Below are 12,578 nucleotides of genomic sequence, written 5' to 3' on the forward strand. Positions count from 1 at the left end.
TGAGATTTAAATGAGTCTAGTTAAAAAAGGTGCTGCGCTATTAATGGTAGCAACAATGGCATTATCTAGTGTCGCTTGTTCAAATAGTAAAACAGAGGGAAAACCTGAAGCACAGGCAAAAGTAGCACCAGTTGAAAAAAATGGTGATAAAACAGTAATTCGCTTCTGGCATGCGATGGGTGGAAAAACACAAGGAGTACTAGATGGTCTTGTTGCAGACTATAATAAGTCGCAAAATAAATATGAGATAAAGGCAGAGTTCCAAGGAACATATGAAGAGTCTTTAACGAAATTTAGAACGATGTCTGCAACGAAAGAAGCGCCAGCTCTTGTTCAATCGAGTGAAATTACAACGAAATATATGGTTGATAGTAAAAAAATCACACCAATTGATAGCTGGATAAAAAAAGATAAGTACGATACGTCAAAATTAGAAAAAGCAATTACAAATTATTATTCAGTTGATGGAAAAATGTATTCTATGCCATTTAATTCATCTACACCAGTATTAATTTATAATAAAGATGCTTTCGCAAAGGCGGGCTTAGATCCAGAGAAAGCTCCGAAAACATATGCGGAATTACAAGAAGTAGCGAAAAAGTTAACGATTAAAGAAGGCGGAAATGTAAAACAATATGGATTCTCCATGCTTAACTACGGTTGGTTCTTTGAAGAATTGTTAGCGACACAAGGTGCTTTATATGTAGATAACGAAAACGGTCGTAAGGATGCTGCAAAGAAGGCGGTATTTAACGGTAAAGAAGGACAGAAAGTATTTGGAATGTTAGATGATTTAAATAAAGCTGGCGCACTTGGAAAGTATGGAGCAAGTTGGGATGATATTCGTGCCGCGTTCCAGTCTGGACAAGTTGCTATGTATTTAGATTCTTCAGCAGGTGTTCGTGATTTAATTGATGCATCTAAGTTTAATGTAGGTGTTTCATATATTCCGTATCCAGAGGATTCGAAACAAAATGGTGTTGTTATTGGTGGAGCATCATTATGGATGACGAATATGGTTTCAGAAGAAACGCAACAAGGTGCTTGGGACTTTATGAAATATTTAACGAAGCCAGACGTACAAGCAAAATGGCATACTGCAACAGGTTATTTCTCAATTAATCCAGATGCATATAATGAGCCATTAGTAAAAGAGCAATATGAAAAATATCCACAGTTGAAAGTAACAGTAGATCAACTGCAAGCGACGAAGCAATCTCCAGCAACACAAGGGGCTTTAATTAGTGTATTCCCAGAATCACGAGATGCAGTTGTAAAAGCATTAGAAGCGATGTATGACGGGAAGAATAGTAAAGAAGCGTTAGATGAAGCTGCCAAAGCAACAGATAGAGCAATTAGCATTTCAGCTCGTACAAGTCAAAAATAAGAGAAAGCCGTATCCTTAAAAGGGATACGGCTTTCTTTATAGGGAGATAAGGGATCAAAGAAATGATGAAGTCTTATCTCTTTTATATGAGTAAAGGGTCTAGAGTGAATGTTGTCCTTTTCATTATTTATTTAACTCCATTGCGACTTGTTTACCATTTACGAAAACCTCTACTACCGCTACTATAACTTCCATTACTTTTTTCATCTCTCATCTCTCCTTGTTTTTTGTTTCATTTCTTACTTTCAGTATAAGGAAATACAGTAATTACAACTATCGAATTGGATGACAAGAGACTTACATTGTTGTAAGGATAATAGTTTAGTTTGTAATAAAGTGAAACTTTAATGAGCGGGGGTCTTACGGCCCATTAATGCGGGATAAATATGATTCGGGATTTCAATTCTGAACTTTCTGTCGTTTTGAACTATAATTAGAAAGAGGGGGGGATAATATGAAAAGAATTCTTGTTATTAGTGATATTCATGGAGAGATAGAAAAGTTTGAACAGTTATTGGAAGAAGCTCAATATGATGCGAAACAGGATCAATTAATCTTACTGGGAGATTATGTAGATCGTGGTCCAAATGCGCGTGCTGTAATTGAAAAGGTAAGAGAATTGAAAGAAGAGGGAGCACTCACTTTAAAGGGAAATCATGAAGATATGATGATTAAGGCGTTAACGACAAATGAGGAACGTTCATGGAACCATTGGGTAAAAAGAAATGGTGGAGATAAGACATTATATAGCTATGGATTTGTAGAAGAGGATATTGCGGTTAATGACAAAGACTTCCAAAAATCGATTTTACACTCTCGTGTATTAGAGGAACATATAAAGTTTATTCAAGAATTAGATCATTACATTGAAACAGAAGAGTATATATTTGTACATGCTGGGGTTGAACCGATGAAACGAGTTTCTGAATCTGAACCATATACGTTAATGTGGATCCGTAATGAATTTCATAATGGATATAGCGGTGAAAAGGTTGTTGTATTTGGGCATACGGAAACAAAAACGCTTCATGGTAGTGAGGATTGCGGAGTGTATTTTGGTAGTAATCGTATTATTGGAATTGATGGCGGGGCTGTGTACGGTGGTCAGCTAAATTGTTTGGAATTGCCGAGTAAAAAGGTATATGTAATAAAAAATTGAAAGAGATAAGAGGAATCTTATTTCTTTCAATTTTTTATTAAGCTAAATTTAAGACAAAGTTTTTATAATAAAACTTCAAAATTTTAGAAGGAAATAGTTAAAAATGAAAATACGTAATGTAACTACATTCTTTTGTTATGAAGAGAAGAAATGTAATAATAAATAGAATTGAACTATTTGATGGAAGGTGAGAGCATGCGCTTACTTGTAGTAGAAGATAATGCCTCGTTATTAGAGTCTATCGTACAAATTTTGCGTGATGAATTTGAAGTAGATACGGCAATAAATGGAGAAGATGGATTGTTTTTAGCTCTTCAAAATATATATGATGCAATTTTACTGGATGTGATGATGCCAGGGATGGACGGATTTGAAGTAATTCAAAAAATACGTGATGAAAAGATTGAAACACCAGTCCTGTTTTTGACAGCGAGAGATTCTTTAGAAGATCGGGTGAAGGGATTGGATTTTGGTGGAGATGACTATATCGTTAAGCCATTCCAGGCCCCTGAATTAAAAGCGAGAATTCGTGCTTTACTACGAAGAAGTGGTAGTTTAACAACGCAGCAAACGATTCGCTATAGAGGGATTGAATTGTTCGGAAAAGATAAAGATGTTCAAGTAGATGGACAAAGTATTAAGCTGACATTGAAACAATATGAGCTGCTAGAGTATCTCATTCAAAATAGCGGGAAGATTTTAATGCGTGAACAAATTTTTGATCGTGTTTGGGGCTTTGATTCAGATACGACAGTAGCGATTGTAGAAGTATATGTGCATCATTTGCGTAAAAAATTAGAACCATTCGGTTATCAGAAAGATATTCAAACCGTTCGAGGTATTGGATATATATTAAAAGAACAATGAAAAAAGGAAGTATGTTTCAGAAGACACGCATTCGATTGACTATAGTGAATTCATTAGTATTTATCCTATTAATAGGTATATTAGGTAGTATTATTTATTCATACACATATAAGCGTATTTATAATGAAGTGGATCAATCTATAAAAATGATGGCTCAGTATAGAGAAAAATTAAATGTTAAAATACCACCAAGAAAACGTATGGAGAATATCCAAATTGGAGATCCGCGAGTAACTAGAATAACTTGGAATGGGAAAATAGTGAAAATAGAGGGCGATAACCGTAAATTCCGTTCTATTTTTGAAGAGAATTTGGAAAAGTTTTCTCCGGAAAAAATAGGGGAGTTACAAGATATCAAAGTACAAGGACGATATTTTAGAGCATTTTCGCTTCAAAAAGATGGAGAAATAGTTCAAATCGTGCGAGATATAACAGCGGAAGAAGGAATGTTAAATACTTTATTTTTAATCCTCGTTATAGGTTGTAGCATAGGAAGCCTCTGTGCGATAGGTATCGGCTTTTTCCTAGCTGGCAGAGCACTCGTACCTATTCAAAATTCATGGGAGAAACAGCAGCAATTCGTTTCTGATGCATCACATGAACTCAGGACACCACTTGCAGTTATTCAATCAAAAACGGATGTTTTATTTCAGTCACCATCCGCTACGATAGAAGAAAAAGCGATGGATATTTCTACAATTTCAAAAGAATGTAGGCGGTTATCGAAACTCGTTAGTAATTTATTATTGCTAGCACGTTCTGATTCTAATCAAATTGAGATGGATAAGAAAATATTTGAACTTGATAAATTGTTAGAAGAAATAGTAGCTCCATATAAGGAGATTGCTTCTTATCAAGAAAAAGAAATGATGCTAAAAGTAGAACGTGGTGTATCTTTTATGGGGGATAGAGAGCGGATTCATCAAATGATGGTCATACTGTTGGATAATGCGATGAAGTATACAAATGAAGGTGGGCATATTCAAATTGATTGCACGCAAACGAGTAGTTCAATTCGTATACAGGTGAAAGATGACGGGATAGGAGTGAAAGAAGAAGATATTCCGAAATTATTTGATCGTTTTTATCAAGGGGATAAAGCAAGAAGTACGTCAGAAGGAGCTGGATTAGGTCTTTCAATCGCAAATTGGATTGTAGAAAAGCATTACGGAAAAATATCAGTAGAGAGCAAATGGGGAGATGGCACTTGTTTTGAAGTGATTTTCCCTAAAAATCAAAAAATATAAGTAAAAAGACGACCTTGTTTTTACACAAGGTCGTCTTTTTTTAAGGTAAAGTTAAGAAACTATTTATATTATGTATGGCATAAAGAAAGCTCGTTACATGAAGAAGAGACAAGGTGTATGTGAGTGGGGTTTATCAATCATAATGTTATCTCAAGCAGCGATGAGATGTATGTATAGTATTAAAAAAACTAGGGGAATGATGGGAAAGAAAGTATAAGAGGGAGGAATTAATTTTGAAAAAGAAAATGATGACGGTATTCACTATTGGAGTAATGAGCTTAAGTATATTAGGGGGTGCCTCTCCTTCTGAAACACAAAAAGGAAAGACTGATTACACGCAGCGCAGTAAAGAACAATTGAACAATGGTAAGATACATGCAGTGCATACAGAAGAAAAAGCAGAGAAACTAGGTATTGAAACGGAAGGAAAAGAACAAATTACACTAGAAAAAGAAATTCATGAAACAGAAGTAGGAAGGGAAGCAGAGCAGTTAGGCATATTGATTGAAGGAAAAGATGTTGGGACGTTGTCAGAAGAAATCTATGAAACAAAAGTGAAGCAAGAAGCGTTAAAACTAGGCATATCTATAGAAAATACATCAATTGTAAATTTAATTAATCAAATTAATATGATTAAAATTAATGATGAAGCAGATAAATTAGGTATTTCGACAAATGGAAAAGAAATAGAGGACATTGCAGAAGAAATCTATGGAAAGAAAGTAAGAGAAGAAGCAGGGAAGTTAGACATTTCTCAAAAGGGAAAAGAAATTGAAGAATTAGCACAAGAGGTGTACGAACAAAAAGTGCAGGAAGAAGCAAAAAAATATCATATTGATTTGTATGGGAAAGATATATATCAAGTATTAAGAGAAATTAATGAACAAAAGGTGCTACAATTGGCAGATGAGCTTAATATGGACAAAGCGAACATGAATATTCAAGAGCTAACAGAAAAAATAAAAAAAGATCAACCTGAGAGAGAAAAAGAACTAAATTTTGTACCAGTGATTCGAACGGATGCTGACGCATTTTATTCTTATTTAACGAACTAAAAAGGGCGTGAGAGTGATACGGAGGTTTAAGTGGTATATATTAGCATTACTAGCTATAGCGGTATGGAGTGTATATACAAATGGAGTTACAAAGTATGTGGAGAAGTTGACATTCTTCAATATACAAAACGGAAAAGAACCGGAATTTAGTAATAATGATGAAAAGGTCATTTTATCAAGTGTACCATTAATTCAGCAACTACCAGAGCTAGATCGAGGCTGTGAAGTGACAAGCTTAGCGATGATGTTACAATACGCTGGTGTTTCAGTGGATAAGATGACATTAGCAAATGAAATAAAAAAAGTTGATTTTATAGATGATGGTGTGCGCGGGAATCCAAATGAAGGATTTGTAGGTAATATTTATACATTTTCTGAATCAGGATACGGTGTATATCATGGGCCACTTTTTCAGTTAGCGGAAAAATATTTACCTAATAAAGCTGTAGACTTAACAGGGAAGAATATAGAAGAAATTTATAAGAGTGTAAAAGCAGGACAACCGGTAGTCATGATCACAAATGCAACATTTGCACCATTAGATGCAGATGAATTTACTACATGGGAAACAAATAGTGGAGATGTTTCAATTACGTATAATGAACATTGTGTAGTGCTTATTGGATATGATAAGGAATTTGTATATATTCGAGATCCTCTTAATGAAAGTTTAGATGTAAAAATACCGAGAGAAAGTTTTGAAAAGGCATGGATGCAAATGGGGAGTCAGGCGATTAGTTATGTGAAAAGCTCTAAATGAATGAGTAAGAAAAGAGATGTAAGGAATTGTAAGAGGAGTTTTTGTGGGGGTTTTTTGTTACGAAATAAGAGAACTTGAACTTATTATATAAGCTGAAGTTCTCTTATTTTTTTATGATTACATCTTTAGAAGGAGTGAATATGTAAAAATGCATAATTGACGAAAAATTTACATGTTATCATTATATATTGTTTTATACATGTTAATTGTATAAAATGACACAAGTATCCACATTACATAAAGGAGGCTTATTATGCAAAAAATATTTAACTGGGTTAAATGTATGAGTATCAATAAAAAATTAATCATTTCATTTTTTATTATTTTAACTATACCAGGAATTATTATCGGTGGTGTTTCATATCAAACTGCCAAAACAAATTTTGAACATCAAATGACAGCTAAAGCAAAGGAGAATATTTCGATTTTAAATACTGTTATTTCTCAAAATATAGAAGAGAAATTTGTTGATGCGACGTACTTTGCAGACATCTTAACAGAGGATACCTATCCAAATGGACAGGAAGAAATAGTAAGAACGAAGCTAGCGCAATATATAAAACTTCATCCAGAAGTAGAAGGTATTTATATTGGAACAGAGACAGGAAAGTTTATAAGAGAACCATTTATCCAAATGGATGGTGGGTATAATCCAACAGATAGATCTTGGTATAAAGAAGCACATGAAAATAAAGGGAAAGTAATTGTTACTGCACCATATCAATCAGCATCTACAAAAAATATGGTAGTGACAATTGCAAAAGAAGTAAAAGATGGTAAAGGTGTTATAGGAATTAACTTAAATCTAGATAACATCTTGAAAATTTCCAAAATGATTAACATTGGTGAAAAAGGTTATGCAGTTATTTTAGATCAAAATAAGCAAATTGTTAGTCATCCATCTAGAAAACCAGGTGCAAAAGTTACTGATCCTTGGATTAAACCAATTTATGAAGAAAAACAAGGAAATGTCTCTTATACAGAACAAGATGATAAAAAGAATTTAATCTTTGCAACAAATGAGAAAACAGGTTGGAAAGTAGTTGGTGTTATGTTCGATGAAGAAATTAACCAAGCTGCCAGTCCAGTGTTTTATAAGACTTTGATTGTCATTGCTATTGCTATTGCATTTGGTAGTATATTAATTTATTTCATTACAAAGTCTATTACAGGGCCATTACGAAAAATAGCTGAATCGGCATATAAAATTAGTAAGGGAGATTTAACAGAGAAAATTACAATCCATTCCAAGGATGACATAGGGAAATTAGGGAATTCATTTAATGAAATGTCTACGTCTTTACAAGATGTTATTACCCAAATTAGCTTTTCAGCAGAACATGTTGCAGCATCGGCTGAAGAGTTAACAGCGAGCGTACAGCAAGCAAATGATGCGACAGATCAAATTACAATTGCGATGGAACAAGTATCAGGTGGGGCTGAGTCACAAAGTCAAGGTGTTGAAGAAGGTGCTGCTACATTACAACAAGTAAATACAGCAATTCAAGATGTAACCGGAAGCGCAGAGTCAATTTCTATTTCCTCATTACATGCCCGTGAAAGAGCTAAAGAGGGAGAAGATTTAGTTGAACAAACCGCAAAACAAATGCAGTCTATTTCTAGGTCGGTATCCGAGTCAGATGCTATTATTAAACTTCTTGATGAGAAATCAAAGCAAGTAGGAGCTATTTCTGAAGCAATTCAAAACATTGCAACTCAAACAAACTTATTAGCTTTAAATGCGGCTATTGAAGCAGCAAGAGCAGGTGAACAGGGACGAGGATTTGCTATTGTAGCAGATGAGGTTAGAAAATTAGCAGAGCAATCAGGAGAGTCATCTGGAGAGATTGCAAATTTAATTGCAGAAATTAAGGCGGATATTGAACATACTGTTAAGGCGATGGATAATGTGAATGGAGAAGTTCAACAAGGCCTTGATGTTGTAACAAAAACGAAAGTAAGTTTTACGGAAATTTTAAGTTCTACTACACATATTGTTTCTCAAGTTAATCAAATGGTAGAAACAACGAAGAGAATTGCTGGAGATGCAAATGAAGTGACAAATGCTATTGATGAAATTGCAGCTGCTGCAGAAGAAAATACAGCTAGTATGCAAAGTGTTGCAGCTTCAACAGAAGAACAGGTTAATTCCATGGAGGAAATTAGTTCAGCTTCGCAAAACTTAGCTGAGATGGCAGAAGAACTACAAGCGATGACTAGTAAATTTAAAGTATAATAACAGCAGATAAGTAAGGTGAAAATAATATCACCTTACTTATTTTTCTATTCAGCAATTAGGGGAGTCATTAACAGGATGAAAAAAAGAAAAAGACTATGGAATTTATGGAAAACGATTACATTGTTAGTTTGTACAGTTGTAATTTTTTCTTTACTTGTGACAGATATATTAATTAGTCATAATGTAGAACGGACGACGGAGGATAGCCAAGCAGAGAAAGCAAAAACAATTGCACACATTGTGGCGAATGATTCGATTGTAATCGATGGTTTGGTTGGGAAAGCAGATACCTCTGCAATCCAAACGTATACAAATAGAATATTACAAAACACAGGTGTTCAATTTATTGTAGTTATGGACATGAATGGAATAAGAAAGTCACATCCAAATCCTCAAAAAATAGGGCATCATTTTATTGGGGGAGATGAAGGGCCTGCATTGAAAGGAAAAGAACATGTATCGTTAGCAGAAGGAACTTTAGGTATTTCCATGCGAGTGTTTGTACCAATATTTTCTGAAACAGGTGAACAACTTGGAGCAGTGGCTGTTGGTATTTCAGCAGATAATGTAAAAGAGAGAGTTAAGGAAAGTAGACATATCATTTATATTGGTGTTGGAGTGGGTGTATTAGTCGGAATTATAGGAGCAATATTGCTAGCTAGACATATAAAGAAAAGTTTATTCGGTCTTGAGCCGCACAGGATAGCAAAAATTCTTGAAGAAAGAAATACGATGCTACAATCTGTAAAGGAAGGTATTATTGCTGTAGATAAAGAGGCTAGAGTAACGTTAATTAATAATGAAGCGAAACGTCTATTTAAAAAAAGCGGACTTGAAGAAGATTTTATCGGTAAAGATGTTGAGTTGTATATGCCAAATTCACGTATAAAAGAAGTATTGCAAACGGGAGAAGTACAATTAAACGAAGAACAAAATATTTATGGAATTACGATTGTGACGAATCGAGTTCCTTTATATGTAAAAGGAGAAATAGTTGGTGCAATTGCAACATTTCGTGATAAAACAGAGATTAGAAAACTAGCAGAGGAACTAACTGGTATTAGACTATATGCAGAAGCATTACGGGCACAATCTCATGAGTTTATGAATAAGATGCATGTCGTATTAGGGCTTACACATATGAAACAGTATGAAGAATTACAGAAGTATATAAGCGGCATGGTATCAGAGCATCAATATGAAATTGGTGGAGTTATGAAAAGAATAAAAAGTCCAGTATTTGCTGGTTTTTTACTAGGTAAGCTCAGCTATGCTAGAGAGAAAAATATAAAATTAATTATAAGTGAAGATTCTTATATGCCGGAAATAGATGATGAAAGTATTACTCATGAACTTATTACGATTGTCGGAAATTTAATTGATAATGCATTAGAAGCAGTGACGAATTGTGAAAAGAAGCAAGTTGAAGTTGAGATACAACATGGGGATATACTAACTATTACAGTACAAGATACGGGAAAAGGTATACAAGAAAAAGAAATAGAGGAATTATTTACGAAAGGTTATTCCACAAAGGGAGATAACCGCGGTTATGGTTTGTATCTTGTAAAAGAAAGTATACAGCGAATAAATGGGGAAATTCATATGCATTCATTAGTAGGAAAGGGAACAACGATAACAATTGAAATACCTAAAGGTAGGGATGAGAGGCAAATATGATTAAAGTTTTAATTGTAGAAGATGACCCGATGGTAGCAATGTTAAATACGCATTATTTAGAACAAGTAGGAGGGTTTGAACTTGTTCAAGCAGTTAACTCAGTAAAGTCAGCGATAGAAGTATTAGAGAAATCACGAGTTGATTTAGTATTACTTGATATTTTTATGCCTGAAGAGACTGGGTTTGAGCTTTTAATGTATATCCGGAACCAAGAAAAAGAAATCGATATAATGATGATTTCAGCTGTACATGATATGGGGAGTATTAAAAAAGCATTACAATATGGAGTTGTAGATTATTTAATTAAACCATTTACATTTGAACGATTTAAAGAGGCATTAACTATATATCGAGAAAAATTTACTTTCATGAAAGAACAACAAAAAATTAGTCAATCGGAATTAGATTCGTTAATTTTACAAAAAGAAAAAAGAGAGCCTACTGTCACTAAAGAGCTTCCGAAAGGTTTAACGAAGCAAACGTTGCAATTAATTTGGCAGAAGATCGAGTCTCTGAATGGAAGAGTATTTACAACAGATGAAATGGCACAATTAGTTGGAATTTCAAGAGTTTCTATTCGAAAATATGTAATGTTTCTGACTGACATTGGGGTGTTAGAAAACGAAATGATGTACCAACATGTGGGAAGACCTGTAAGTAAATTAAGATGTGTTGATCAAAAGAAAATAGAGTTTTACGTATAAGCGACTTAATATAAGTCGCTTATACTTTTTTTAATTACAAAATCAATTACAAAACTTACAAAAACTATTTTTACTATTGAAAGCGTTTTAATATTGTTATTAAGAAAACGAGGGGGTGCCATATGGGAATTCAAAAGAATGTGGAAGCGGTATCATTTTCTGAAGGAAATGAAGTACAAAGAGAATCTTTCGCTTCTAAAATTATGAATGTAAAAATCGGTGTTATACCTTTACCGTTATATGTAGTATTGGCTGCTATTATTTATGGGGCATCTGTATATAATAAATTGCCAGCAGATATGATTGGTGGATTTGCAGTTATTATGATCATGGGGATTTTCTTAGGCGATATTGGGATGAGAATTCCAATTTTAAAAAATATCGGCGGTCCAGCAATACTTTCGTTATTTATTCCATCATTACTTGTATTTTTTAACTGGATGAATCCAGCTTCAATGGAAGCTGCGACTATGTTAATGAAAAAATCGAACTTTTTATATTTATATATTTCTTGTTTAGTAGTCGGAAGTATTTTAGGAATGAACCGTAAAGTGTTAGTACAAGGTTTCGTTCGCATGTTTATTCCTTTAGTAGTAGGGACGTTAGCTTCTGTAGCAGTAGGATTATTGGTCGGTTCATTATTTGGATTTGAAATGAAGCACACATTCTTCTTTATCATCGTACCAATTGTGAGTGGTGGTATCGGGGAAGGGATTTTACCATTGTCGCTAGCTTATAGTGATATTTTAAATGAATCATCAGCAACGTTTGTATCACAGCTTATTCCAGCAGCTATTATTGGAAATATGTTCGCAATTGTAAGTGCAGGGTATATGAAGCGTTTAGGTGAGAAGAAACCGGAGCTTAGTGGTAACGGTGTATTAGTGAAAACAGACAACCAAGCAGAATTATTAAAAGAACAAAATACAGAGAAGCCAATTGACTTCTCATTAATGGGAGCAGGTTTATTAATTGCGTGTACGTTCTTTATCTTCGGAGGATTTGCTTCTAAGTTCATCGGTATTCCTGGGGCAATCATTATGATTTTCTCAGCAGCGCTTGTGAAATACTTTAAATTAATGCCAGCAAAAATGGAGCAAGGGGCATTCCATTTATATAAATTTATTTCGAAGAATTTAACTTGGCCTTTAATGGTTGGATTAGGATTGCTATATATTCCGTTAAAAGACGTAGCAGCAGTTCTTTCAGTAGGATATGTTGTTGTGTGCGCATCGGTTGTTCTTACAATGGTAGCATCAGGTTTTCTTGTAGGGAAAGTGATGAAGATGTATCCAGTTGAATCGGCGATTGTAACTGGATGTCATAGCGGTTTAGGTGGAACTGGAGATGTTGCTATTTTATCGGCTTCAAATCGTATGGAATTAATGCCGTTCGCGCAAATTTCGACTCGTTTAGGCGGGGCAGCAATGGTTGTAACGGCGACAATATTATTAAAGATGTTTTCATGATCAAACAAGCT

10 protein-coding genes and 1 pseudogene are annotated in these 12,578 nt (G+C 34.3%); all 11 read left to right on the forward strand.

The annotated features are described in order from the left end of the window. Positions 1 to 10 precede the first annotated feature (10 nt). The 11 genes and pseudogenes from MHB52_RS02975 to MHB52_RS03020 all read left to right on the forward strand — a co-directional run bounded on the left by MHB52_RS02975 (position 11) and on the right by MHB52_RS03020 (position 12,567). Positions 11 to 1,387, forward strand: coding sequence for an ABC transporter substrate-binding protein (locus tag MHB52_RS02975; protein WP_016117139.1), 1,377 nt, complete (start codon positions 11 to 13; stop codon positions 1,385 to 1,387). A 454-nt stretch (positions 1,388 to 1,841) separates the two neighbouring features. Then, the gene (locus MHB52_RS02980; RefSeq protein WP_016117140.1) at positions 1,842 to 2,546 is read left to right on the forward strand and encodes a metallophosphoesterase family protein; all 705 of its coding nucleotides are present in this window, start codon (positions 1,842 to 1,844) and stop codon (positions 2,544 to 2,546) included. 195 nt (positions 2,547 to 2,741) lie between these two features. After that, complete coding sequence (locus tag MHB52_RS02985; protein WP_016117141.1) at positions 2,742 to 3,413, forward strand: response regulator transcription factor; 672 nt, start codon at positions 2,742 to 2,744, stop codon at positions 3,411 to 3,413. Next, positions 3,410 to 4,660 carry a sensor histidine kinase gene (locus MHB52_RS02990; RefSeq protein ID WP_016117142.1) on the forward strand — a complete coding sequence of 417 codons (1,251 nt, stop codon included), beginning with the start codon at positions 3,410 to 3,412 and terminating at the stop codon, positions 4,658 to 4,660. Before MHB52_RS02985 ends, MHB52_RS02990 begins: the two co-directional genes overlap by 4 nt. A 233-nt stretch (positions 4,661 to 4,893) precedes the next feature. Then, complete coding sequence (locus tag MHB52_RS02995) at positions 4,894 to 5,715, forward strand: hypothetical protein (protein WP_016117143.1); 822 nt, start codon at positions 4,894 to 4,896, stop codon at positions 5,713 to 5,715. A 13-nt stretch (positions 5,716 to 5,728) separates the two neighbouring features. Beyond that, complete coding sequence (locus tag MHB52_RS03000) at positions 5,729 to 6,475, forward strand: C39 family peptidase (protein WP_061664087.1); 747 nt, start codon at positions 5,729 to 5,731, stop codon at positions 6,473 to 6,475. A gap of 394 nt (positions 6,476 to 6,869) precedes the next feature. After that, positions 6,870 to 7,772 (forward strand): annotated as a pseudogene (locus MHB52_RS36735) (HAMP domain-containing protein); the annotation flags it as partial. A gap of 120 nt (positions 7,773 to 7,892) precedes the next feature. Next, on the forward strand, positions 7,893 to 8,711 hold the full coding sequence (locus tag MHB52_RS36740; RefSeq protein ID WP_433763267.1) for a methyl-accepting chemotaxis protein: 819 nt from the start codon (positions 7,893 to 7,895) through the stop codon (positions 8,709 to 8,711). Positions 8,712 to 8,789: 78 nt separating this feature from the next. Continuing rightward, positions 8,790 to 10,394 (forward strand): sensor histidine kinase, encoded by a 1,605-nt coding sequence (locus tag MHB52_RS03010; protein WP_000746420.1) that lies wholly within the window; start codon positions 8,790 to 8,792, stop codon positions 10,392 to 10,394. After that, positions 10,391 to 11,098, forward strand: a complete 708-nt coding sequence (locus MHB52_RS03015) for a response regulator (RefSeq protein ID WP_000598689.1) — start codon at positions 10,391 to 10,393, stop codon at positions 11,096 to 11,098. Before MHB52_RS03010 ends, MHB52_RS03015 begins: the two co-directional genes overlap by 4 nt. 122 nt (positions 11,099 to 11,220) lie before the next feature. Next, a complete protein-coding gene (locus tag MHB52_RS03020; RefSeq protein WP_000512722.1) occupies positions 11,221 to 12,567 on the forward strand; it encodes a 2-hydroxycarboxylate transporter family protein in 1,347 nt (448 codons plus the stop codon). The last annotated feature ends 11 nt before the right edge of the window (positions 12,568 to 12,578 follow it).

The organism is Bacillus sp. FSL K6-0073, from assembly GCF_038006085.1.
GTDB lineage: Bacteria > Bacillota > Bacilli > Bacillales > Bacillaceae_G > Bacillus_A > Bacillus_A cereus.